This window comes from Hydrogenophaga sp. A37 (assembly GCF_002001205.1).
Classification (GTDB): domain Bacteria; phylum Pseudomonadota; class Gammaproteobacteria; order Burkholderiales; family Burkholderiaceae_C; genus Hydrogenophaga.
On record NZ_MUNZ01000188.1, the window covers coordinates 32605 to 54006 of the forward strand.

Genomic DNA, 21402 nt, shown 5'->3' on the forward strand with positions numbered 1-21402 from the left:
CCCGCGATTTTAGCACGGCCACAGCGTTCGACCAGTCCCAGGGCTTCACGGCGAGGGGGCGTGGTTAAACTTCGCCCGTGTCACTCTTCAAATCCGCCTCCCTGGTTTCCCTTCTGACGCTGGCGTCGCGCATCACCGGCCTCGTGCGTCAGTTGCTCCTGGCCTCCATGTTCGGCGCGAGTCCCCTGACTGACGCCTTCAATGTGGCGTTTCGCATCCCCAACATGTTCCGGCGGTTGTTCGCCGAGGGCGCCTTCAGCCAGGCTTTTGTGCCGGTGTTGGCGGGCGCGCGCGCCACCCAAGGCGACGAGGCCACGCGCGAACTGGTGGACCAGATCGCCACGGTGCTGGTCTGGGCACTGCTGGTCACCTGTGTGCTGGGCGTGGCGGCCTCGCCGATCCTGGTCTGGGCCATGGCCAGCGGTTTGAAGCAGAGCGCACAGGGCTTTGAGGCGGCGGTGTTCATGACGCGCTGGATGTTTCCCTACATTGGCTTCATGTCGCTGGTGGCGCTCTCGGCCGGCGTGTTGAACACCTGGAAGCGTTTCGCCGTGCCGGCGGCCACGCCGGTGCTGCTCAACGTGGCCATGATCGGTGCGGCCTGGCTGGGGGCGCCCTGGTTCAAGACACTGGGCATCGAGCCCATCTACGCAATGGCCGGTGGCGTGATGCTGGGTGGCATGTTGCAGCTGGGGGTGCAGATTCCGGCGCTGCTTCGCATCGGCATGTTGCCGCGTGTGGGGCTGCGCTGGTCTTCGCTGAAAAAGGCCTGGACCCACCCGGGCACCCGCCGCGTCACCACGCTGATGCTGCCAGCGCTGCTGGGCGTGAGCGTGGCGCAGATCTCGCTGCTGATCAACACCCAGATTGCCTCGCACCTGACGCCGGGCAGCGTGAGCTGGCTGTCTTATGCCGACCTGTTGATGGAATTTCCCACCGCCATGCTGGGTGTGGCCCTGGGTGTCGTGCTGCTGCCGCAGCTCTCGGCCGCAAAGGCCCAGGAAGACGGCGCGCGCTACAGCCAGTTGCTGGACTGGGGCCTGCGCCTGATGGTGTTGCTGGCGGTGCCCTGTGCGCTGGCCTTGCTGACCTTTGCCAAACCCCTGGTGTCGGGGCTGTACCACTACGGTGCGTTCACCGAGCGCGACGTGCAACAGACCTCCCTCGCGTTGATGGGCTACGGCGCCGGATTGTTGGGGCTGGTGGCGATCAAGGTGCTGGCGCCGGGCTTTTACGCCCGACAGGACATTCGCACCCCGGCGCTGATTGCCGTGCTGGTGCTGGTGCTCACACAGGGCATGAACCTGTTGTTTGTGCCCCATCTCGCGCACGCGGGGCTGGCGCTGTCGATCGGTTTGGGTGCGGCGCTCAACGCGCTGTTGCTGCTGATCGGCCTGCGCCGTCGCGGCGCCTACCAGCCGTTGCCTGGCTGGGGCCGGTTTGCCTTGCAGGTGGTGGCGGCCAGTGCCTTGATGGCGGTGTTTCTGCTCTGGGCGGCAGGCGCCGAGAACTGGACCGATTTTGAGGGCCGGGCGCTGGAGCGTGTGGGCCTGCTGGCGCTGTGTGTGGTGGGTGCGGCAGCGATCTACTTTGTGGCCTTGTTGCTTTCAGGGTTAAAACTTCGGCAATTCGTCCGAAAATAGGGGATAGGGCGCGTGGGTCGCGCCTGTCGCCGCCATGCCATGCCTTCTGCCTACCAGCTTCCCCCGTCCACACCCCTGGCCTATTTCGCTTCGCTGGTGAGCGAGGACGACAGCCTGCCGCTGCTGGAGGCCGCGGCCTCGATCGCGCAGGACGAGTACCCCGATCTGGACGTCCAGGAGGTGCTGGGCGATCTGGACCAGCTCCTGTCGAGGGTGCGCCGACGCTGCGCCGAAGACGCCGGGCCGCTGCAGCGGCTGCGCACGCTGAACCAGTTTTTCTTTCGCGACATGGGGTTTGGCGGCAACGTCAACCACTACCACGACCCCGACAACAGCCACCTCAACGTGCTGCTCAAGACGCGGCGCGGCATACCGATTTCGCTCGCCGTGCTCTGGCTGGAGCTGGCGCAAGGGCTGGGACTCAAGGCGCGTGGCGTCAACTTCCCCGGGCACTTCCTGGTCAAGATCAACCTGCCCGAAGGCCAGGTGGTGATCGACCCGTTCACTGGCCAGTCGCTCAGTCGAGAAGACCTCTCCGAGCGACTGGAACCCTACAAGCGGCGCAGAGGCCTGGTCGACGATTTCGACGTGCCGGTGGGCCTGTACCTGCAGGCCGCGCCCCCGCGCGACATCCTGGCGCGCATGTTGCGCAACCTCAAGGAGATCCACCGCACCGCCGAAGACTGGCTGCGCCTGATCGCCGTGCTCGACCGCCTATTGATCCTGCTGCCCGACGCCTGGGTCGAGTACCGCGACCGGGGCCTTGCCTGGGCCGAGATGGGCGATGCCCGGCTCGCCGTCGCTGACCTGGAGGTGTACGTCGCCCACACCGACGACACGCTCGACCGCGACGCCATCGCCCAGCGCATGCAGGAACTGCGTCGGGCGCTGAATTGAGCTGCCTCCCATGAGCACCATGTTGCTGGTGGGCGCCACCGGGTTGGTGGGCCAGGCCGTGTTGAAGCAGGCCTTGGCTGACCCGCGGTTGGCCTGGGTGATCACCCCCACCCGCCGAGCGCTGCCGCTCCACCCGAAGCTGTTCAACCCGCTGGTGAATTTTGACCACCTGCCCGAAGGGGCCGACTGGTGGGCGGTGGACGCGGTGATCTGCACCCTGGGCACGACCATCAAGGTGGCCGGCTCTCAGGCCGCTTTTTACCGGGTCGATCACGACCTCCCGCTGCAGGTGGGCAAGCTCGCGTTGCGTCACGGCGCCCGGGCCTACGCCCTCAACTCGGCGCTGGGTGCCGACCCCGCGTCGCGCGTCTTTTACTCGCGCACGAAAGGTGAACTTGAACGCGACCTGGAGGCGCTGGGGTTTGCCTCGCTGACCTTCGTGAGACCGGGCCTCATCGGCGGGGATCGCAAGGTGGCACGGCCGGCCGAACAGGCGGCGGTCAGGGTGTCGCAGTGGCTGAGTCCGGTGCTGCCCCCGCGCTACCGCGTGGTGCCCGCCGAGCGCATCGCCCACCACCTGCTGTCGTCGGCGCTCGCCGGTGCGCCGGGCACCCATGTGTTGATGTCCGAACAGCTGCTGTGAGCTTCAGGCTGCGGGCCGAGCCGGCGAGCCACTTTTCCCCAACTGGTGCCAGGTGCGGCGCAACTGCGTGTCGGAGCTGAACCCGGCCATCTCGGCGGCCTGTCCGACGCTGCGGCCGGCGTTCAGCGCGGCCTCGGCCAGATCGAGCCGGATGCTGCGCAAGTAGTGCATCGGCCCGATACCCGCGTGTTGAATGAAAAGCCGCGTCAGGTGGCGCGGCGACGTGCAGGCCACCTCGGCCATGGTTTGTGCGTCCCAGCCTTGTTGGGGGGCCTGGCTCACCGCGTCCTGCACCCGGTGCACGGCGGGGTGCATGTGATCGCGGTGGCGCAGGAACGGCGACAGCTCCGGATCGCCGGGGCCGCGCCGCAGCGCCACCACCATGGTCTGGGCCACCCGGGCCGCCAGCGCCGGGCCGCAGACGGCGGCGATGCGATGCAGAAACAGGTCGATGCCGGTGGTCACGCCCGCACTGCTGCTCACCACGCCGTCGAGCACGAACACCCGGTTGGCCACCGTGTCGCAGCGCGGCGCCACCTGGCGCAACTCGTCCAGGTGCTGGTGGTGCGTGGTGGCACGGTGGCCGTCGAGCAGCCCGGCGTGCGCGGCCAGGATGGCGCCGGCACACACCGTCACCAGCTCCAGCCGGTCCGGCCGCAGCCGCAGGCCCCGCAACCAATGCAGCAACTCGGGCACGCCCGGGGCGCGCACGTCGACGGTGTCGCCGGGCTGGCCCAGCAACACGATCCAGGTGGGCGCCGGTCGCGCGTCGGAAGCCGGGTCGGGCAGAGGCTGAATGCCGCTGACCTGGGCGCCGACCGAGCTGATGGCCTGCGCCAGTGGGCCGATGAACCGCAGCTCGAAGGCCTCCGGCTGGCCGATGGCGAGCAGGCACTGGTTGGCGATGCGCAGCGCCTCGGCCGGGCCCGCCCAGTCGAGGATCAGGCTGCCAGGAAGCAGCACGAAGTCGACCCGGATCGGTCCGCTCAATGGCGCGTCCACTGGAACTCTATCTGCCTGGCGGTGCGCAGCGCGAGCGCCTCGCCCGCGAGCCGCGCGACCAGGTGCAGGCTCATGTCGATCCCGGCGCTGATGCCGCCGGAGGTGACGATCCGGCCCTGATCGACCCAGCGCACACCGGACTTCACCGCCAGTGCGGGGAACGCGCGCGCGAGGTCGGCCTGGTCTTCCCAGTGGGTCGTGACCGGGCCGGCGGTGAGCACGCCGCTGGCCGCGAGCACGAAGGCGCCGGTACAGACCGAGGCCGTCAGCAGCGCCCGCTCGCTCGCCTGAGCCACCCAGCGCAGGGTCTCGGGGCAGCGCATCGCCTCGTCCACGACGCCGCCCGGCACGATCAGCACGTCCACCGGCGGTGCATCGGCAAAACCGTGGTCGGGCAGCAGCATCAAGCCGGCGCGGGCGCGCACCGGCTCGCGGGTGCGTGCCACGCTGACCACCTCGAACGGCGCGGGGTCTGAGGGGCGTTCGCGCAAGGCCATGCGGCTCGCGGTGGTGAACACCTCGTAGGGGCCGGCGAAGTCGAGTGCTTCGACCTCGTCGAAGGCCAGGATCGCCACGGTCAACGTCTCAGTGCTCACGGGACGACTCTCCGCGCTGCGCACTGCGGGGCTGAGCGACTCCGGGGCGGCCCGGCGCGGCGCTCACGACAGCTGCTCCAACGCCTCGGTCACGCTGCAGATGCGCGCAAAGCGGTCCTTGAGCACGGTGGCCGTGCGGCTTTGGATGTCGGCGGCGCTCAGTGGCCGACCGTCGGGCTGCACCATGTCGAAGGTCAGCGTCGCCTCGGTCACGAAATCGACCGACCAGCCCAGGTCTGAGGCGTGGCGGGTGGTGGTCTCGCAACATTGTTCGGTGCGGATCCCGCTGACGATCAGGCGGCCGATGCCATGGCGCGTCAGCCAGACCTCCAGCCCGGTGCCCACCAGTGCGCTGTGGCGGTGTTTGATGAACGTTGCCGAAGCATCAAAATCGGACAGACCCTGAAGTGGCCGAACGTGCCCCGAGGCCAGCGAAAACGGGTTGTCCATCGTTTCCGGGCCGTCACTGTGAAAGATGCGAACCACCGGCACTGCTCGTGCCACGCAGCCGGCAATCAGCGCATTCTGTGCAGCGAGGTAATTGGGCAGATCACGCTCTGAAAACGAGGGATGATGACGAAATGATTCCTGGACGTCGATGACCAGCAAGGCGGAAGGCATGTAGGGGCTCCTGATGGGAAGGGGAATGCCCATATTGTTCCGCTTCAAGGGCAACCCGTCCGCGCTCATGGCGACAATATTCGATCATTTTCGGACACACATCGCCGTCCAGCGCCATTCAGAGGAGCCTCATGCTGCCAGTGGCATCGGGAGCGTGCGCTCGTATTGTTGCCTCGCCATGGCGTAACACTCGCAGGCGCCTTGTTCCAGACCCTGGCGGTCCAGCACGGTGATGTGGCCACGGTGGTAGCGAATCACGCCGCGGCCCTGCAGCTTGTGCGCGACTGCCGTCACGCTCTCGCGCCGCACACCCAGCAGGTTGGAGAATTGTTGGTGCGTCAGTGCCACCTCGTTCTGCGGTGCCTGGTCCAGGCTGATCAGCAGGCGGCGGCACACCCGTTGTTCCACCGAGTGGAAGTGGTTGCACACGGCCGTCTGTGCCACCTTCGCGACCAGGCTGTGGGCGTAACGCAGCATGACGGGAAGGGCGGGGCCGGCCTGAGTGAGTTCCTGGCGCACGGCCTGCGAGGGCAAACGATAGCCTTGCCCGGCGCGTTGCACCACGGCCAGGGTTTGCGCGGTGTTTGCCCCCATCAACGAATCGATGCCGACCACGCCATCACTTCCCACCGCACAGATTTCTGTGGATGCGCCGTCTTTCGTGAGATACAGCAACGAAACCATGGCGGTGGTGGGGAAGTGCAGATAGGCCAGGCTTGTAGCGCAGGCATGAAGCTGCTGGTCCGCAGAGAGGTCAACGGGTTCCAACTGGTGACGCCACCGAGCCCACACCGACTCGGGCAACGACGCCAGGAAATGGTTGTCTCGTGGATCGCCATAGGGGGCAGAGACGGTGTGCATTGGCGCGCTCCTGATGGGGGAAGATGCGCTCATCTTGTCCCGTGACACCTGTTCGAGCCATAGGAGGCCACGATCAATGGCCGTGGGCCTTGTCCTACAAGGTGCAGGCTGGTCCATGAGCGCCACGTGAAGCGACAAAGGCCCGCGAACGGGCCTTTGAGTGTGGGGAAAAGGGGGCTCAGGCCACGGTGACCGAAGCACCTTCGCCCTTGACCGCGATCACGCCGATCTCAAACACCGTCTCACCCAGCCCGCGCAGCGTCGCGGCGCACGCGGCGGCCTCTTCAGCGGCGATCACCACCACCATGCCGATGCCGTTGTTGAAGGTGCGGTTCATCTCGATGTCGTCGATGCCGGCAGTGGTCTGCAGCCAGGCGAACAGTTCGGTCTGCGGCCAGCTGCCCTTCTTCAGGTGTGCGGCCGTGCCTTCGGGCAGCACGCGGGGGATGTTCTCCAGCAGGCCGCCGCCGGTGATGTGCGCCAGGGCCTTGATGGGGTGGGCGGCCAGCGCGGCCAGCACGTTCTTCACGTAGAGCCGGGTGGGTTTCATGATGGCCTGCTTGAAGGGCTGGCCGTCCAGCGTGGCGGGCAGTTCGCCGCCGGCGCGCTCGATGCACTTGCGCACCAGCGAGAAACCGTTGGAATGCACACCGTGCGAGGCCAGGCCCAGCACCACGTCGCCGGGCTTCACGCTCTGGCCGGTCAGGATCTTGGACTTTTCGACCGCGCCGACGCAGAAGCCAGCCAGGTCGTATTCACCCGCCGGGTACATGCCGGGCATCTCGGCCGTTTCGCCGCCGATCAGCGCGCAACCGGAGAGTTCACAACCCAGGGCGATGCCGCCGACCACGGCTGCGGCCGTGTCCACGTCCAGCTTGCCGCAGGCGAAATAGTCGAGGAAGAACAGCGGCTCGGCGCCCTGCACCAGCACGTCGTTCACGCTCATGCCCACCAGGTCGATGCCGACCGTGTCGTGCATGTTCCATTCAAAAGCCAGCTTGAGCTTGGTGCCCACGCCGTCGGTGCCCGACACCAGCACCGGTTCCTTGTAGCGCTTGGGCACTTCAAACAGCGCGCCGAAACCGCCGATGCCAGCCAGCACGCCTTCGCGCATGGTTTTCTTGGCCAGCGGCTTGATGCGTTCGACGAGCGCGTCGCCCGCGTCGATGTCAACGCCGGCGTCTTTGTAGGAGAGGGGGGTGGTGCTGGAGGTCATGGCAAGGGTGCTGCGGCGTGCCGCGAAGGGTTCCGGAGAGGGACGGGGAGGGCCAGGGCCCGGTGCGCCGGAGGCGCCGCACAGGATGGCGGGGGCCTTTGGGCGGTGGCTCAGAGGCGCGGACTAGAATTTGCCCCAGATTTTAAGGGTTCGCCCTTGCAGCCCGACCATTCACCCGACGCACCCCTCCATGACCCTCACCCCCAACCAGATCCGCTTCTTGTCCTGGGCTGCCATTGGCCTGGCGATCTGGGCCGTTCTGGCGGTGCTCGCGCCGGTGCTCACGCCGTTTTTGCTGGCGGCGGTGCTGGCATATGCGCTGCACCCACTGGTGGAGAAGCTGCATGCCTACAAAATTCCGCGCGGGCTGGGCGCGGGGCTGGCGATCGCGATGCTGATGCTCGTGATGGCCGCTGTGGTGCTGTTGATCGTGCCGGTGATCACGAAGCAGGTGCCGCTGCTCAAGGAGCAGGTGCCGGCCCTGCTGGACCGGGTCAACGACTCCCTGACCCCGCTGGCCGCGCGGTTCGGCGTGGATCTGCAGGTGGACGTGTCGATGGTGCGCGGGTGGCTGCAGAAGCTCATCACCGGACACGAAGGTGAGCTGATCGACGGCCTGCTCTCTTCGTTGCGCATCGGCGGCAGCGCGCTTGCGGCGGTGTTCGGCAACCTGGTGCTCACGCCCATCGTGGCCTATTACCTGCTGCTGGACTGGGCCAACCTGGTCGAGCGCAGCAAAGGCCTGATCCCGCCGCGCTGGCGCGCGAACGTGCAGAGCTTTCTGGACGAGACCGACGATGTGCTGGGCCAGTACCTGCGCGGCCAGCTGCTGGTGATGGGCGTGCTCGCCGTGTTCTATACCGTGGCGCTGGCGCTGGTGGGGCTCAAGCTCGCGCTGCCGATCGGCGTGTTCACCGGTCTGGCGGTGTTCATCCCCTACCTGGGTTTTGGTCTGGGCTTGGTCATGGGCTTGCTCGCCGCGGTGCTGCAGTTCCAGTCCTTGCTGGGGGTGGCGCTGGTCGCAGCGGTCTACACCGTGGGCCAGGTGGTCGAGAGCATGTATGTGACACCTCGCCTGCTTGGCGAGCGCATCGGCCTGCACCCGATTGCCGTCATCTTCGCCTTGATGGCCTTCGGCCACCTCTTTGGCTTTGTGGGGGTGCTGATCGCTCTGCCCGCGAGTGCCATCCTGCTGGTGGCGATTCGCCGAGCCAAGACGGGTTACCTGTCCAGCCGCTTGTACATGGATGCGCCGACGCAGACCGGCACCGCGCCGGCCCATCAGGACGTCACCGAATGACGCCGGTTCAGCCCCCCATGAAGCAGATGGCGCTCGACATTGGCCTGGCGCCCGTGCCGACCCTGGCCAATTTCGTGGCGGCGGGCAACGAGGCAGCGCTGCAGCATCTGAGCCTGTGGACCGGCAACCCCATGCGGTCGCCCGTGCCCACGTTTCTCTGGGGCGAATGCGGCAGTGGCAAGACCCATCTGCTGCGCGCGGCGCGCGAGGCGTTGCGAGACCATGGCAGCCATGTCGGCTGGATCGACGCATCGACCCTGCATCCTGCCGATTTCGACGAACGCTGGGACGCGGTGTTGCTGGACGACTGTCACCTCTACACCGCCGAGCAACAGGCCGCGGCCTTCAACTGGTTCGTCAACGCCCAGAGCCCGGCGCACGGACCGGCGCGCTGGGTGCTGGCGGCCGCCGACCGGCCGCCAGCCGACCTGCAGCTGCGCGAAGACCTGCGCACCCGCCTGGGCTGGGGCCATGTGTTTCAGGTCAAGGCGCTGGGCGAGGCCGAGCGCCGCGCGGTGCTGCGGCGCGCCGCCGACGAACGCGGCGTGTTCCTGAGCGACGAGGTCATGGACTTCATGCTCAACCGCTTCTCGCGCGACCTCTCCAGCCTCATGATGCTGCTCGACCAGCTCGACGCCTACGCTCTGCGCACCCAGCGCGCGATCACCATCCCGCTGATCAAATCCATGCTGGAAAACGAATAAAACTCTGATGAGACTTGCCCTTTTCGATCTTGATCACACTCTGATTCCCATCGATTCCGATTACTCCTGGGGACAGTTCACCGTCACGCTGGGGTGGCGCGACGCTGAAACCCACACCCGTGCCAACGACGCCTTTTACGAGCAGTACAAGGCCGGCACGCTGGACATTCACGAATACATCCGCTTCTCTGTCGCTCCGCTGGCCGAACACGGCGTGGCCCTTTGCAACGCCGCGCACCGCCGGTTCATGGACGAGGTCATCCGCCCGGCCATGAAGCCGCAGGCCATGGAGCTGGTGCGCCGTCACCAGGCAGCGGGCGACACGGTGATCGTGGTCACCGCGACCAACGCCTTCGTGACCCGCCCGATCGCCGATGCGTTTGGTGTGCCGGAGTTGATCGCCATCGATCTGGAGCGAGATGCCCAGGGCAATCCCACCGGCGAAATTCTTGGCACGCCCTCGTTCCGGGAGGGCAAGGTCGCTCGTGTGGAACAATGGCTGTCCGAGCGTGGTCTGGACTGGTCGCGCGTCGAGCACAGCACCTTCTACAGCGACTCCATCAACGACTTGCCGCTGCTGGACAAGGTGCACGAGCCGGTGGCCACCAATCCCGATGCCCGGCTCAGCGCCATTGCCGCCGAACGGGGCTGGCGCATTCTGAACCTATTCGAATGATCAAAAAATTCATCAACAAGCTGCTGGGCAAGTCCAACGAGCCCAAGCCAGCCAAAACACCGAAGTTCGGCAAGCGGGACGATGTGCCGGCATCTGTGCACGGCATCGACCGCAAACTGGTGGACCAGCGCGCGCTGGACGTGGTGCACACCTTGAAAGCCGCGGGTTTCGAGGCCTACCTGGTGGGTGGCGCGGTCCGCGACCTGTTGCTCGGCCTGCGCCCGAAAGACTTCGACGTGGCCACCAGCGCCACGCCCGAGCAGGTGAAAGGGCTGTTCCGCCGCGCCTTCATCATCGGCCGGCGTTTTCGCATCGTGCACGTGGTCTATGGCCGCGGACGCGAACACGAAATGATCGAGGTCTCGACCTTTCGCGCCTACCTCGACAGCGCCGACGCCGAGCAGGTGGCGGGCAACGAGCGCACCAGCAAGGGCGAGCTCGCCGGCATGAAACACGCGGTGGACGCGAGCGGCCGCGTGCTGCGCGACAACGTGTGGGGCCCGATCGAGCAGGACGCCGCACGCCGCGATTTCAGCATCAACGCCATGTACTACGACCCCGAGTCGGAGATCGTGGTCGACTTCCACAACGGCATCCGTGACGCGAAAAAGAAGACCTTGCGCATGATCGGCGACGCCGCCACGCGCTACCGCGAAGACCCGGTGCGCATCATCCGGGCCGTGCGTTTCGCCGCCAAGCTCAGTGGCCTGGGTTTCAGTTTCGACGCCAAGACACTGGAGCCGCTGGCCTCGTCGCGCAAGCTGCTGGCCGATGTGCCGCAGAGCCGCCTGTTCGACGAAATGCTCAAGCTGCTGCAGACCGGGCACTCGCTCGCCAGCGTGGCCCAGCTCAAGGCCGTGGGGCTGAACACGGGCATCTACCCGCTGCTCGACGTGGTGGTGGAACGCGCCGACGACGAGTTTGTCAAGCTGGCGCTGCAGGACACCGACCGCCGTGTCGGTGAAAACAAGCCGGTGGCGCCGAGCTTCCTGCTGGCCTGCGTGTTGTGGGCCGACGTGCGCAAGGGCTGGAGCCAGCGCCTGCAGCCGCGTGGCAACCAGCGCCCGCCGCCGGCGTTCGGTGCCTTACAGGATGCGGTGGACGAGGTGTTTGAGTCCCGCATCGGCGACGTGTCGGGCCGCGGCAAACTCGGTGCCGACATGCGCGAGATCTGGATGATGCAGCCCCGTTTCGACAAGCGGGTCGGCACGTCGCCCTTCAGCCTGGTCGACCAGGCTCGGTTCCGCGCCGGCTTCGACTTCCTGCGCCTGCGCGCGCAGGTGGGCGAGGTGGAAGAAGAGCTGGCCCACTGGTGGGAAACCTTCAGCATGGCGAGCGACGAAGTGCGCGAAGACATGGTGGACGCGCAGCGCAAGGTCAACCAGCCCAAGGCGGGCCCGGGCGGCGCGCGGCGCGTGAAGCGCAGCGACACCGATCATCCTGCCAACCAGGCGCAGGCAACGGCACCCGATCCCCGCTTCCGGGCGGCGGGTGACGAGGGCGATGCCGACGGGGACGACGATGGCGCCCAGCCGGGTCCGGCCGGCGCTGGTGGCGTCAGCACCGATGGCACGGCACCGGCCAAGAAACGCCGTCGCCGTCGCCGCAAGCCCGGCGGTGAAGGCGGTGCCGGTGGCCCAGCCGATGCCGGCGGCGCCGACTGAACTCCCTTCGGAGCCCTGCGTTGACGCGCGATGAGGTCACCGCCTTTGTGGCACTCGGCGCCAACCTCGGTGACGCCGAGCGGACCCTGCGCGATGCGCTCGCCGCGCTCGGCGGCACACCCGGTGTCCGGCTGGTCCAGGCGTCCAGCCTCTACTGCACCGCGCCCATCGAATCGGGTGGACCCGACTACATCAACGCCGTGGCCGAGGTTGCCACCACGCTCACGGCCCCCCGTCTGCTGCAAGCGCTGCAAGCCATCGAACAAGCTGCCGGTCGCGAGCGCCCCTACCGCAACGCACCGCGCACGCTGGACCTGGACCTGCTGCTGTACGGAAGCGCCAGCATCGATTCAGCAGAACTGACCGTGCCGCACCCGCGCATGGGGGAGCGGGCGTTTGTGCTGGTGCCCTTGCATCAGATCGCGCCAGGGCTGGTGACCGAAGCGATGCTGAAAGCTGTGTCAAAGCAAGCGATCCGGCGCTTGTAAATCGCAACCGGAGCGCGTGCATTTAACCCAGGTGGAACCGGCTTCGCTGGGCCACACGCATCGGGTGAAGCCGCAGGTGGCGCGGGGGGATCCTGTCAAGGTGCCAACCGCTCCCTCAGCCACCCGCCGTCGGCTTGTAGCGTGTAGCGCAGCCGGTCGTGCAGACGGCTCTTGCGGCCCTGCCAGAACTGCCAGTGGTCGGGCTTCAAGCGATAACCTCCCCAATGCGGTGGGCGCGGTGGTTGCAGCAGGAATTGCGCGCCGTATTTCGCCGCGTTGGTCACCAGCACGGTGCGGCTGTCGATCACTTCGCTCTGCGGGCTGGCCCAGGCGCCGATGCGGCTGTCGAGCGGGCGGCTGTGGAAGTACGCGTCGCTCTCGGCGTCGCTCACTTTCTCCACCATGCCCTCAATGCGCACCACGCGCTCCATCTCGACCCAGTGAAACTGCAAGGCGGCGAAGGGGTTGCCGGCCAGCTCGCGGCCCTTGTGGCTCTGGTAGTTGGTGTACCAGACAATGCCGCTTTCATCGAACCCCTTGATGAGCACGATGCGGGTGCTCGGGCGCAGGTTGGACCCGACGGTGGCCAAGGTCATGGCGTTGGGCTCGGGCACTTCGCCGCTGATGGCTTCGTTGAGCCAGCGCTCAAATTGCTTCAACGGATCGGCGTGAGAGGCCGACTCGCTGAGTTCGGCTTTTTCGTAGCTTTTGCGCAGGTCGGCGATGTTCATCCGGGCAGTATAGGAGCGGGCCTGTGGCCGGCCACTGCGACAGGTCAAGCTTTCAAGGCAGATCGTCCGCGAGGCGCAGCAGGTGCGCCAGCGCGCGGTCTTCGATGCCGTGTGCGCGCAGACCGTGCAGGGTCTGGCGGGCGTAGTCCAGCGTGCTGCCGTAGCGCCCACACGAATGGGCAAAGATTTCGCGATAGCGCTCGTCGCTCAGGGGGCCGGTGTGGTTGGGGCTGCGCGCCGAGAGCGTGAAGGCCAGCGCCCTGACGGGGCCTTGGTCGGTCTGGCACAGCAGCCACTTCGGGTCGTACACCGGATTGGGCATCTCGCGTGCCCACAAGGCCGGCATCTGAGCCTCCACTTGATCGTGGGGCAGGCGCAGGGCCATGCCAGTGCAACTGCCGCCACGCATCAACGCGAAGACCAGGCCCGGGCGCTCGGGCGTGCCGCGGTTCACCCGGCTCCACATGTGTAGGCAGCGGTGGTGGCCATGCACCCGCGCGATGCGCTGCTCGGCCGCCTGGAATTCGGGGCGCCACACCAGCGATGCGTAGCCGAACACCCAGAGATCGGCCTGCGGTCCCAGGGAGCGCCATTGCGCCAGGGTGTGGGCCATCATCTGCGCGCCGTTGCGCTGAGCGGGGTCCCAGGTGCCGGGCTTTCGGGTGCGAGGAGCGGGAATGAGGGGGTGGACGGCGGATTCGGCCATTTAGAATCTAAGGTTGGTTTCGGCCTCACCGGTTCGAACGCCGGGTGAGTCGCCAAGCGGTTTTCTTTCTCTTCCCCTCATTATTCTTCACGGAGTGTGCGCCCATGTCTTCCCAAGATGACAACCCAGAAGACCGCGTTGTCGCGGTGGTGTTGATTGCAGCGGTGCTGTTGGCGGTGGGCCTCGCAGTGGGTGTGGGCATCCAGAAGGTTCGTTCCCATGGCGCCAAGGTGGCGGTGGCGGCCACCGCCGGTGCTGCAGGGGCGGCGTCTGCTTCCGCTGGCGCCGTGCCTGCACCAGTTGCCGCAGCTGCGTCCGGTGAAGCATCCGGTGCCACGCCGACCGCTGCCGCCGCAGGCGACGACGCCAGCGTGGTGGTGGAAAACGGTGTGGTGAAGTTCTACTTTGCACCCAGCAAGTTCGAGCTGGCACCCGGCGCGCTCGGTGCGTTGACCGATGCCATCGCTGCCGCCAAGGGTGGCAAACGGCTCGTGCTCTCTGGTTTCCATGACGCCACGGGCGATCCGGCAAAAAATGCCGAGATCGCCAAGAAGCGTGCGTTCGCCGTGCGCGATGCATTGATCGGCGCGGGTGTGACCGAGTCGAGCCTGGAACTCAAGAAGCCCGAGCAGACCACTGGCACAGGCAACAATGCCGAAGCGCGTCGCGTGGAAGTGATGATCGCCCCGTAGGTGCACACTTGCTTTCCCCACAAAAAAGCCCGGCAATACCGGGCTTTTTTGTGGGCGGCAGGCCAGGTGTCAGCGCAGGCCCTGACCGGCCTCGTTCTCGGCGCGTTGGATCAACTCGATCTTGTAGCCATCGGGGTCCGTCACAAAGGCAATCACCGTGGTGCCGCCCGCGACCGGCCCGGCTTCGCGCGTCACGTTGCCACCGGCGGCCTTGATCTTGTCGCAGGCCGCGTACGCATCGGGCACACCCAGGGCGATGTGGCCGTAGGCGGTGCCGAGTTCGTAGTGCTCGGTGTCCCAGTTGTAGGTGAGTTCGATTTCGGCCTGGCCGGGGTTGCCGCCATCAAAGCCGAGGAAGGCCAGCGAGTACTTGTACTGCGGGTTCTCCGATGTGCGCAGCAGTTGCATGCCCAGCACCTGGGTGTAGAAATCGATGGAGCGCTGCAGGTTACCCACGCGCAGCATGGTGTGGAGGAATCGCATCGGGGGGCCTTTCTGTACGGGGGAGGCGCCGATTATGTGGTGGGCCCCCCCGCCGGCTTGTGGTGCATGTCGAAGACCAGGCAGGTTGTCGTGGCATGGGCATACAGCGTGCCGTCAGGACCAACCAGTTGCGCGTCGGCGGTGGCGAGCTGGCGCCCGCAGTGGATCACGCGGCCGATGGCGCGCACGCGCTGCACCTTGGGGGTGAGCGCGCGCACGATGTTCACGCTCAGCTCGGCCGTGGTGTAGGCACGGCCGGCGGGCATCCTGGTGTGCACGGCGCAGCCGAGCGCAGAGTCGAGCAGGGTGGCGAACCAGCCGCCGTGCACCGTGCCCATGGGGTTTAAGTGTTGTGGGCCGGGCGTGCCCTGGAACACGGCGCTGCCTTCGCCCACCTCGACGATCAGGAAGTCCAGCGTCTGGGCGATGGCCGCAAAGGGAATGTCGCCGTTGAGCATGGCCTGCATCTGCTCCAGCCCACTTTTGCCGGCGATCTGCTCCGGCCGCGCCACGCCTGGACCCGGGCCGGTGGCCAGACGCTGCAGGATCTCGCGCTCCTGCGCCAGCCAGGTTTCCAGGGTGTGATTTGCGCTCATGGGGTTCTCCATAACTGATGTATATGCATCTATTGTAGATACAATGAAATGCATGAACCCTGTCGCCACCGCGTCAACCCCCACAGCCTCTCCGGTCAAGCCCCAGGGCTGCACCAATCTCAAGCTGCGCCAGCTGATGCGCCGCATTGCCAGCCACTACGACGCCGAGCTCGGCAAGACCGGTCTCAAGACCACGCAGTACTCGCTGCTGTCCTATGTGGTGAAGCTTGGGCCGATCCGGGCGGTGGATCTCGCGGCGCAGATGAAGATGAGCACTTCCACGCTCTCGCGCAACCTGCAGCCGCTGGTGGCGGCCGGCTGGTTGTTGGTGAGCCCGGGTGCGGACGCGCGCAGCCGCCTCATCAGCGCCACACCCGCAGGTCTGGCCAAACGCACCGAGGCGCAGCGGCGCTGGCGCGTCGCGCAGGAGGGCATCAACCAGACGCTGGGTCTGGACCGGGTGCTGGCATTGCACGCGCTGATCGACGAATCCATGGACCTGCTCAACCCCGAAGGAGACACCCATGAAACGGCATGACACCCCGGGCGTGGTCTGGTGGCTGGTGTTGCTGGCGGCGGCGGGCGCCTTTGCGCTCACCATGGGAACGCGCCAGACCATGGGCTTCTTTCTCTCCCCGCTGAACACCGCCACCGGTCTGGGCGTGGGCAGCATCAGCCTGGCCTTCGCCTTCGGGCAGCTCTGGTGGGGCCTCACGCAGCCGTTTGCCGGCGCGGTGGCCGACCGCGTGGGCGCGGGGCGTGTGCTGTTGGTCGGCGTGCTGCTGGTGGCCTTGGGCACATTTCTCACGCCGTTCATGACGACCACCTGGGGTCTCATTTTCGCCATCGGCGTGCTGGCCGCGGGGGGCGCGGGCATGGCGGGGCCGTCGGTGTTGATGGCCGCGACCGCGCGACTGATCCCGGCCGAGCGGCGCGGCATGGCCACGGGTGTGGTCAACGCCGGCGGCTCGTTTGGCCAGTTCCTCATGGCACCGCTGGCTGCCGCACTCACCGCCAGCCTGGGCTGGATGGGGGCGCTGCAGGCGCTGGGCTTCATCGTGCTGCTGGCCTTGCCCGCCGCCTGGGTGCTGCGCGGGCCCGGCCCGGCCGCAGCGCCGGGTGCGGTGCCGGCCATTGCGCTGCCGGCGCGCGAGGCCATCCGCTGCGCGCTGCACACGCCGAGCTACCTGCTGCTGTCGGCGGGGTTCTTCGTCTGCGGTTTTCACGTCGCGTTCCTCGCCACACACCTGCCGGGCGTTGTAGCGGCCTGCGGGCTGCCGGCGCCGGTGGGGGCCTGGGCGCTGGGCGTGATCGGTCTGTTCAACATCATCGGCAGCCTGACCATGGGCTGGGCCGTGGGCCGCTGGCGCATGAAGTCGCTGCTGTCTCTGGTGTACGCCTCGCGGGCAGTGGCGGTGCTGGTGTTCCTGCTGGCGCCTAAGACCGAGGCGGTGCTTTTGGTGTTCGCCGCCGTGATGGGGCTCACGTTCCTGTCCACCGTGCCACCCACGGTGGGGTTGGTGGCCAAGTTCTTCGGCACCGGCAACATGGCCATGCTGTTCGGTCTGGTGATGCTGTCGCACCAGGCGGGCGGTTTCCTCGGCGCGTGGCTGGGTGGTCAGGTGTTCGAGGCCACCGGCAACTACGACTGGGTCTGGTACCTCGATATCGTGCTGGCGGTGGCCGCAGCCTTGGTCCATCTGCCGATCAAGGAGCAGGCGCCGGTGCGTTTGCAACCCGCCTGAGCGGACGAGGGCAGGGGGTTGCGGGCGGTGGGCGTCAGCCCTGCACGAGCTTCAGGTAGGCGTCCCGCGTGGCCGGAGAGACCGCGTCCAGGAGTTGCTCGTAGGTCGTCTGGTGGCGCACCAGCAGGCGCGCCGAGGCCACGCTGCGCGAGCGGCAATACCAGTGGCAGCTGTGCTGCATCAGGTAAAGCTCGGCCAGCAGCGTGCGGGCCTTTTTTCGGGGATCGGGTGACGCGCTGTCCAGCGTCTGCGCGATGCCTCTGGCGTGCACGCGCATCACCTCCCTCAGGTCAAAACCCGGCGCAAGGAAGGCGGGCAGCCAGCGGTGGGCGTGGGGCAGGGGGTTGCGATTGACGCGGGTAGAGGCTTCATCGGCTTGCGACAGTTCGTCGCTGAAGCGTTGAAACTGTTGGGCCAGTTGCTGTTCGGTCGCTTCGTGCATGGACCAGATCTGCGCCTGTCGATCAGGGTCGCTCTCGCCCAGGGCCCGCATGTAGCCCTCGTTCAGGCGTTCCATCAGCTTCTCGATCTGGTGGCGCCCCAGGTGGTTCGCGAGCAGGGCGATGCGTTGGCGCTGTTCTCTGGATTTCAGGAGGTAGCCGCCAACGGCGAACAGGAGGAAAAGGGTCAGAGCGTCCATGGGTGGGCAGGCATTCGACGGGCAGCCAGTGTGTGGTCACACGGGCTCAAGATGATGGACGCTGTGCCAAGCCCCTACGGGTCATGGCAGGAGGCTTGCGGGACTCAAGCCTCAACCTTGACGCCTTTCCAGAATGCCACACGCCCCCGGATGTTCTCTGCCTCGGGTTTCGGGTCCGGGTAGTACCAGACGGCATCCGGGTTCAGCTCGCCGTTGACCAGCAGCGAGTGGTAATGGGCCTGGCCCTTCCAGGCGCAGGCCGTGCGGTGGTTGCTGAAGGTCACAAAGGCGCGGTTGAGCGCACTTTCGGGAAAGTAGTGGTTGCCCTCGACCAGGACCGTGTCGTCGCTCTCGGCGATCATGGCGCCGTTCCAGGTGGCCTTCACGCCAGCGCCCTCGTCACTTGTTCTTCTCTTTGCCGCGCGGGATGACCGAGGTCATCGGGGGCATCGGACGGTCCGAGGTGCCCGGTCCTTTGGGAGCGGAGGTGTCCTTTTTCGGTTTTTTCGACATTTTTTCGTTGCGTTGTTCTTTGCCCATGGTGTGCTCCTTTGCGGGCCGCGAGTTGCGGCAGAAGGTTGAATGTTAATGCCGACAGGGCCGGTTCAAGGCCGCGCAAGACCCAGAAATTCGGCGAGGGCCGGCGTGTCCATCGATCCGGCCTTGGCCACGATCTGGCCGCTGGTCGCGTTGCGCGCCACGATGTAGGGCACCGACTCGGCGCCGAGGCGGTCGAGCAGCAGGGTGTTGGCTTTGATCGCCGCTTCGATGTCGGCAGGGATGCTGGCCGATGCGGCGGTGCCTCCTTGTCCGGCGAGCAGGGATTTTTCATGCGCGCCCATGGCCTCGACCGGGTTGGCAGCCTGCATCAGGGCCGCGCCCTGGGGCAGGCTCTTGGGGCCGAGCAGGGCCACGGGCGCCCAGACGAACTTGATCTTGGTGTGCAGTGGCAGGGAGGCTTCCCACAGGTGGCTGCAGTGGGGGCACTGTGGATCGAACAGCACATAGACGGTCTGCGCGCTCATCAAGGCACCGGCGGTGAAGCCTTTCGCCTCGGCGGCCAAGGTGTCGAAAGCCTGCGCGGTCTCGATGCGGCTGGCGGTGGGAACGCTGCTGGCCTCTTCTTTCGAACAAGCGGTGAGCCAGAGCGGGGTGGTCGCCAGAAAGGTCAGAGCAAAACGTCGTGTGGTCATGGAGTGGAATCGGGGAGAGGAATGACGGGTTGAGATCATCGCAGGGCGTCGCGGTTCCGGCAGAGGCTGAGAGTTTTTCGGCCGGGCCTGAAAGGCGCGCCAAAACGGCCCGGGTCTAGGCGCAAAACACAGCCGTAGCTCGGGCTACGGCGAGCATTTGCAACGACGAACTGGGTCGTTTTGGCGTGCAAGGCGGGCATGGACGAAAGACTCTCAGCCTCTCAGGCCTTGGCCCGCAATCCCTGCGCCAGCGCACCCAGGGCGATGCCGCCCAGTGCCCAGAGCAGGTCCACGTTGCCGGTGCCCAGGCCCGCGATGGCTGCCCCCGGGCACACGCCGCACAGGCCCCAGCCCACGCCAAACAGCGCCGCACCGACCAGGGTGTCGCGGTTCCAGTGACTCACGTGCCGATGGAAATGGCCACCGAGCAGCGGCTGCCGCATGAGACGCGGCCCGAAGCGGTAGGCCAGCAAGGTGACCACTACCCCACCGCCCATCACCAGCATCAGCCCGAAGTCCTGAAAGCGCAGAAAACCCAGCACCACCTCGGGCTTGACCATGGAGGACAGCGAAAGGCCGAAACCGAACAGCGCACCGCTGGCCAGCACGGCCAGGGCTTTGAGTGGGGTGACCACGAAGCCACTCATGCGAACCACCTACCGACGAGGTTGGCGGTCAGAAACGCCGTGGCCATGAAGGTCAGCACCGCCGCCAGCGAGGGCCACTGCAGCGAGCCCAGGCCGCAGATGCCGTGACCGGAGGTGCAACCGTTGCCGAGCCGTGCACCATAGCCCACGAGCAGTCCGCCCATGAGCAGTTGCCAGGCGGGAACATCGGTGGAACCGGGTGTGCCATCGGAGAACCCCAGCCACCAGACCAGCGCCCCCAGGATCAGCCCCAGCGCATAGACGAGGCGCCAGGCGCGCGAGTCCGTGAAACGCGCCTGCTGGAAGAACGGACGCTGGACGACAAACGACCAGGACGATGAAAACACCGTGCTCATGCCGCCAATCAGGCCGGTGCTCACGAAGAGCAGCGCGACACCGGCGCCGATGAGCGCGCCGCCGAGCAGGTAGTGTTGCCAGCCGAAGGGAAAAAGGGAGGCAGGAATCAGGGTGTCCATGGGCATCCAAGGAGGTCGTGCTGCGCACGGGCCGAGAATGAAAAAGCCCGCTGTCCAGGAGACAGCGGGCTGATCAAATTGTGTGGTGCCGGAGAGATGAATCGAACACCCGACCTTCTCATTACGAATGAGCTGCTCTACCGACTGAGCTACACCGGCAACGCCCGCGATTATAGCGTGCCGTGGTAGCTGGTGATGCGCTCGACTTCGTTCTTCGAGCCCAGGATCACGCTCACGCGCTCGTGCAGTTTGGTCGGTTGGATGTCGAGGATGCGCTGCTGGCCGTTGGTGGCCGCGCCGCCCGCTTGCTCCACCAGCCAGCTCATGGGGTTGGCTTCGTACATCAGGCGCAGCTTGCCGGCTTTCTGGGGTTCACGCTTGTCCCAGGGGTACAGGAACACGCCGCCGCGCGTGAGGATGCGGTGCACGTCGGCCACCATGGAGGCGACCCAGCGCATGTTGAAGTCTTTGCCGCGTGGGCCTTCCTTGCCGGCCAGGCACTCGTCGACATAGCGCTTCACCGGCTCGTCCCAGTGCCGCATGTTGCTCATGTTGATCGCAAATTCCTTGGTGTCGGCGGGGATCTCGACGTTCTCCTTGATCAGCACGAAGGAACCCTGTTCCCGGTCCAGCGAGAACATGACCACGCCGTCGCCCACCGTCAGGACCAGCGTGGTCTGTGGGCCGTAGACGCAATAGCCGGCGGCCACCTGCTGGCTACCGGGCTGCAGGAAGTCGGCCTCGCTCACCCCCGGGCTGCCTTCGGGCTTCTTGAGCACGCTGAAGATGGTGCCGATGGACACATTCACGTCGATGTTCGAGGAGCCGTCGAGCGGGTCGAACATGAGCAGGTATTCGCCCTGCGGGTAGCGGTTGGGCACCACGTAGATGCTGTCCATCTCTTCGCTGGCCATGGCCGCCAGGTGGCCGCCCCATTCGTTGGCTTCGATCAGCACCTCGTTGGCGATGATGTCGAGCTGCTTCTGCATCTCGCCTTGCACGTTCTCGGTGTCGGCGGCGCCGAGGATGCCCCCGAGGTCACCCTTGTTGACGGCCTGGCTGATGCTCTTGCACGAGCGCGCCACCACTTCCAGCAGCAGGCGCAGGTCGCCCGGGATGTGGCCATCGACGCGCTGTTGTTCGACGAGGTAGCGGGTGAGGGAGATTTTTTTGGTCATGGGT

The 21402-nt window shown here is 66.5% G+C and carries 27 protein-coding genes and 1 tRNA gene; 11 read left to right on the plus strand and 17 right to left on the minus strand.

Features of this window, described 5'->3' with window-relative positions:
• The first annotated feature begins 77 nt into the window (after window positions 1-77).
• From murJ to B0E41_RS24830, 3 genes are read left to right on the plus strand one after another with little or no spacing between them, the layout of a single operon-like run.
• Entirely contained in the window at window positions 78-1643 is a 1566-nt protein-coding gene (gene murJ, locus B0E41_RS24820) for a murein biosynthesis integral membrane protein MurJ (RefSeq protein WP_077335573.1), read from the plus strand.
• 39 nt (window positions 1644-1682) lie between these two features.
• Window positions 1683-2540, plus strand: a complete 858-nt coding sequence (locus B0E41_RS24825) for a tetratricopeptide repeat protein (protein ID WP_077335575.1) — start codon at window positions 1683-1685, stop codon at window positions 2538-2540.
• A gap of 10 nt (window positions 2541-2550) precedes the next feature.
• Window positions 2551-3183 carry an NAD-dependent dehydratase gene (locus B0E41_RS24830; RefSeq protein WP_253195151.1) on the plus strand — a complete coding sequence of 211 codons (633 nt, stop codon included), beginning with the start codon at window positions 2551-2553 and terminating at the stop codon, window positions 3181-3183.
• Between the two features lie 3 nt (window positions 3184-3186).
• Here the strand turns inward: B0E41_RS24830 and B0E41_RS24835 are convergent, their stop codons facing one another.
• The 5 genes from B0E41_RS24835 to purM all read right to left on the minus strand — a co-directional run bounded on the left by B0E41_RS24835 (window position 3187) and on the right by purM (window position 7479).
• Window positions 3187-4173 (minus strand): helix-turn-helix domain-containing protein, encoded by a 987-nt coding sequence (locus B0E41_RS24835; protein ID WP_253195153.1) that lies wholly within the window; start codon window positions 4171-4173, stop codon window positions 3187-3189.
• Complete coding sequence (locus B0E41_RS24840) at window positions 4170-4781, minus strand: DJ-1/PfpI family protein (protein ID WP_077335577.1); 612 nt, start codon at window positions 4779-4781, stop codon at window positions 4170-4172. The genes B0E41_RS24835 and B0E41_RS24840 overlap by 4 nt, the downstream gene beginning before the upstream one ends.
• A gap of 63 nt (window positions 4782-4844) precedes the next feature.
• Complete coding sequence (locus tag B0E41_RS24845; protein ID WP_077335579.1) at window positions 4845-5402, minus strand: isochorismatase family protein; 558 nt, start codon at window positions 5400-5402, stop codon at window positions 4845-4847.
• Between the two features lie 129 nt (window positions 5403-5531).
• A complete protein-coding gene (locus B0E41_RS24850) occupies window positions 5532-6263 on the minus strand; it encodes a Crp/Fnr family transcriptional regulator (protein WP_077335581.1) in 732 nt (243 codons plus the stop codon).
• 178 nt (window positions 6264-6441) lie between these two features.
• Entirely contained in the window at window positions 6442-7479 is a 1038-nt protein-coding gene (purM, locus tag B0E41_RS24855; protein ID WP_077335583.1) for a phosphoribosylformylglycinamidine cyclo-ligase, read from the minus strand.
• Between the two features lie 190 nt (window positions 7480-7669).
• On the opposite strand from purM, the gene B0E41_RS24860 reads away from it, so the two are divergent.
• Genes B0E41_RS24860 through folK form a run of 5 tightly spaced genes read left to right on the plus strand, consistent with a single transcriptional unit; the run spans window position 7670 to window position 12311 of the window.
• The gene (locus B0E41_RS24860) at window positions 7670-8779 is read left to right on the plus strand and encodes an AI-2E family transporter (protein ID WP_077335585.1); all 1110 of its coding nucleotides are present in this window, start codon (window positions 7670-7672) and stop codon (window positions 8777-8779) included.
• 17 nt (window positions 8780-8796) lie between these two features.
• Complete coding sequence (gene hda, locus B0E41_RS24865) at window positions 8797-9483, plus strand: DnaA regulatory inactivator Hda (RefSeq protein WP_077335587.1); 687 nt, start codon at window positions 8797-8799, stop codon at window positions 9481-9483.
• Window positions 9484-9490: 7 nt separating this feature from the next.
• The gene (locus B0E41_RS24870) at window positions 9491-10159 is read left to right on the plus strand and encodes an HAD family hydrolase (RefSeq protein ID WP_077335589.1); all 669 of its coding nucleotides are present in this window, start codon (window positions 9491-9493) and stop codon (window positions 10157-10159) included.
• Window positions 10156-11823, plus strand: a complete 1668-nt coding sequence (gene pcnB, locus B0E41_RS24875) for a polynucleotide adenylyltransferase PcnB (RefSeq protein ID WP_077335591.1) — start codon at window positions 10156-10158, stop codon at window positions 11821-11823. The genes B0E41_RS24870 and pcnB overlap by 4 nt, the downstream gene beginning before the upstream one ends.
• Window positions 11824-11843: 20 nt before the next feature.
• Window positions 11844-12311, plus strand: coding sequence for a 2-amino-4-hydroxy-6-hydroxymethyldihydropteridine diphosphokinase (gene folK / locus B0E41_RS24880; RefSeq protein ID WP_253195155.1), 468 nt, complete (start codon window positions 11844-11846; stop codon window positions 12309-12311).
• A 95-nt stretch (window positions 12312-12406) separates the two neighbouring features.
• Here folK and pdxH read toward each other — a convergent pair whose 3' ends face one another.
• Entirely contained in the window at window positions 12407-13042 is a 636-nt protein-coding gene (pdxH, locus tag B0E41_RS24885; RefSeq protein ID WP_077335595.1) for a pyridoxamine 5'-phosphate oxidase, read from the minus strand.
• 52 nt (window positions 13043-13094) lie between these two features.
• Complete coding sequence (locus tag B0E41_RS24890; protein WP_077335875.1) at window positions 13095-13658, minus strand: gamma-glutamylcyclotransferase; 564 nt, start codon at window positions 13656-13658, stop codon at window positions 13095-13097.
• 194 nt (window positions 13659-13852) lie between these two features.
• On the opposite strand from B0E41_RS24890, the gene B0E41_RS24895 reads away from it, so the two are divergent.
• A complete protein-coding gene (locus B0E41_RS24895) occupies window positions 13853-14440 on the plus strand; it encodes an OmpA family protein (protein WP_077335596.1) in 588 nt (195 codons plus the stop codon).
• Between the two features lie 69 nt (window positions 14441-14509).
• Here B0E41_RS24895 and gloA read toward each other — a convergent pair whose 3' ends face one another.
• The gene (gloA, locus tag B0E41_RS24900) at window positions 14510-14923 is read right to left on the minus strand and encodes a lactoylglutathione lyase (RefSeq protein ID WP_077335598.1); all 414 of its coding nucleotides are present in this window, start codon (window positions 14921-14923) and stop codon (window positions 14510-14512) included.
• Window positions 14924-14955: 32 nt separating this feature from the next.
• Entirely contained in the window at window positions 14956-15519 is a 564-nt protein-coding gene (locus tag B0E41_RS24905) for a PaaI family thioesterase (RefSeq protein WP_077335600.1), read from the minus strand.
• 52 nt (window positions 15520-15571) lie between these two features.
• On the opposite strand from B0E41_RS24905, the gene B0E41_RS24910 reads away from it, so the two are divergent.
• Together B0E41_RS24910 and B0E41_RS24915 are read left to right on the plus strand one after the other, a co-directional pair.
• The gene (locus B0E41_RS24910; protein ID WP_077335602.1) at window positions 15572-16057 is read left to right on the plus strand and encodes a MarR family winged helix-turn-helix transcriptional regulator; all 486 of its coding nucleotides are present in this window, start codon (window positions 15572-15574) and stop codon (window positions 16055-16057) included.
• Window positions 16044-17264: an MFS transporter gene (locus B0E41_RS24915; RefSeq protein ID WP_077335604.1), complete on the plus strand. Its 1221-nt coding sequence runs from the start codon at window positions 16044-16046 to the stop codon at window positions 17262-17264. The genes B0E41_RS24910 and B0E41_RS24915 overlap by 14 nt, the downstream gene beginning before the upstream one ends.
• A 34-nt stretch (window positions 17265-17298) precedes the next feature.
• Here B0E41_RS24915 and B0E41_RS24920 read toward each other — a convergent pair whose 3' ends face one another.
• The 8 genes from B0E41_RS24920 to B0E41_RS24950 form a co-directional block, all read right to left on the minus strand.
• A complete protein-coding gene (locus tag B0E41_RS24920; protein WP_077335606.1) occupies window positions 17299-17904 on the minus strand; it encodes a hypothetical protein in 606 nt (201 codons plus the stop codon).
• Between the two features lie 104 nt (window positions 17905-18008).
• Window positions 18009-18290, minus strand: coding sequence for a DUF427 domain-containing protein (locus tag B0E41_RS24925; protein WP_077335608.1), 282 nt, complete (start codon window positions 18288-18290; stop codon window positions 18009-18011).
• A 13-nt stretch (window positions 18291-18303) separates the two neighbouring features.
• The gene (locus B0E41_RS27285; RefSeq protein ID WP_171984873.1) at window positions 18304-18444 is read right to left on the minus strand and encodes a hypothetical protein; all 141 of its coding nucleotides are present in this window, start codon (window positions 18442-18444) and stop codon (window positions 18304-18306) included.
• A 65-nt stretch (window positions 18445-18509) separates the two neighbouring features.
• Window positions 18510-19097, minus strand: a complete 588-nt coding sequence (locus B0E41_RS24930) for a thioredoxin fold domain-containing protein (protein WP_077335610.1) — start codon at window positions 19095-19097, stop codon at window positions 18510-18512.
• A 221-nt stretch (window positions 19098-19318) separates the two neighbouring features.
• The gene (locus B0E41_RS24935; protein ID WP_077335612.1) at window positions 19319-19744 is read right to left on the minus strand and encodes a DUF6691 family protein; all 426 of its coding nucleotides are present in this window, start codon (window positions 19742-19744) and stop codon (window positions 19319-19321) included.
• Complete coding sequence (locus B0E41_RS24940; RefSeq protein WP_077335877.1) at window positions 19741-20220, minus strand: YeeE/YedE thiosulfate transporter family protein; 480 nt, start codon at window positions 20218-20220, stop codon at window positions 19741-19743. The genes B0E41_RS24935 and B0E41_RS24940 overlap by 4 nt, the downstream gene beginning before the upstream one ends.
• An 83-nt stretch (window positions 20221-20303) precedes the next feature.
• A tRNA-Thr gene (locus B0E41_RS24945) sits at window positions 20304-20379 on the minus strand.
• An 11-nt stretch (window positions 20380-20390) separates the two neighbouring features.
• Entirely contained in the window at window positions 20391-21398 is a 1008-nt protein-coding gene (locus tag B0E41_RS24950; protein WP_077335614.1) for a class 1 fructose-bisphosphatase, read from the minus strand.
• Window positions 21399-21402: the final 4 nt, after the last annotated feature.

Coding starts and splice junctions, on each gene's coding strand:
- B0E41_RS24825 (WP_077335575.1), top strand. CDS start 1,683: ATGCCTTCTGCCTACCAGCTTCCCCCGTCCACACCCCTGGCCTATTTC.
- B0E41_RS24830 (WP_253195151.1), top strand. CDS start 2,551: ATGAGCACCATGTTGCTGGTGGGCGCCACCGGGTTGGTGGGCCAGGCC.
- B0E41_RS24845 (WP_077335579.1), bottom strand. CDS start 5,402: ATGCCTTCCGCCTTGCTGGTCATCGACGTCCAGGAATCATTTCGTCAT.
- B0E41_RS24850 (WP_077335581.1), bottom strand. CDS start 6,263: ATGCACACCGTCTCTGCCCCCTATGGCGATCCACGAGACAACCATTTC.
- purM (WP_077335583.1), bottom strand. CDS start 7,479: ATGACCTCCAGCACCACCCCCCTCTCCTACAAAGACGCCGGCGTTGAC.
- B0E41_RS24860 (WP_077335585.1), top strand. CDS start 7,670: ATGACCCTCACCCCCAACCAGATCCGCTTCTTGTCCTGGGCTGCCATT.
- hda (WP_077335587.1), top strand. CDS start 8,797: ATGAAGCAGATGGCGCTCGACATTGGCCTGGCGCCCGTGCCGACCCTG.
- B0E41_RS24870 (WP_077335589.1), top strand. CDS start 9,491: ATGAGACTTGCCCTTTTCGATCTTGATCACACTCTGATTCCCATCGAT.
- pcnB (WP_077335591.1), top strand. CDS start 10,156: ATGATCAAAAAATTCATCAACAAGCTGCTGGGCAAGTCCAACGAGCCC.
- pdxH (WP_077335595.1), bottom strand. CDS start 13,042: ATGAACATCGCCGACCTGCGCAAAAGCTACGAAAAAGCCGAACTCAGC.
- B0E41_RS24890 (WP_077335875.1), bottom strand. CDS start 13,658: ATGATGGCCCACACCCTGGCGCAATGGCGCTCCCTGGGACCGCAGGCC.
- B0E41_RS24895 (WP_077335596.1), top strand. CDS start 13,853: ATGTCTTCCCAAGATGACAACCCAGAAGACCGCGTTGTCGCGGTGGTG.
- gloA (WP_077335598.1), bottom strand. CDS start 14,923: ATGCGATTCCTCCACACCATGCTGCGCGTGGGTAACCTGCAGCGCTCC.
- B0E41_RS24905 (WP_077335600.1), bottom strand. CDS start 15,519: ATGAGCGCAAATCACACCCTGGAAACCTGGCTGGCGCAGGAGCGCGAG.
- B0E41_RS24910 (WP_077335602.1), top strand. CDS start 15,572: ATGAACCCTGTCGCCACCGCGTCAACCCCCACAGCCTCTCCGGTCAAG.
- B0E41_RS24915 (WP_077335604.1), top strand. CDS start 16,044: ATGAAACGGCATGACACCCCGGGCGTGGTCTGGTGGCTGGTGTTGCTG.
- B0E41_RS24920 (WP_077335606.1), bottom strand. CDS start 17,904: ATGGACGCTCTGACCCTTTTCCTCCTGTTCGCCGTTGGCGGCTACCTC.
- B0E41_RS27285 (WP_171984873.1), bottom strand. CDS start 18,444: ATGGGCAAAGAACAACGCAACGAAAAAATGTCGAAAAAACCGAAAAAG.
- B0E41_RS24930 (WP_077335610.1), bottom strand. CDS start 19,097: ATGACCACACGACGTTTTGCTCTGACCTTTCTGGCGACCACCCCGCTC.
- B0E41_RS24935 (WP_077335612.1), bottom strand. CDS start 19,744: ATGAGTGGCTTCGTGGTCACCCCACTCAAAGCCCTGGCCGTGCTGGCC.
- B0E41_RS24940 (WP_077335877.1), bottom strand. CDS start 20,220: ATGGACACCCTGATTCCTGCCTCCCTTTTTCCCTTCGGCTGGCAACAC.
- B0E41_RS24950 (WP_077335614.1), bottom strand. CDS start 21,398: ATGACCAAAAAAATCTCCCTCACCCGCTACCTCGTCGAACAACAGCGC.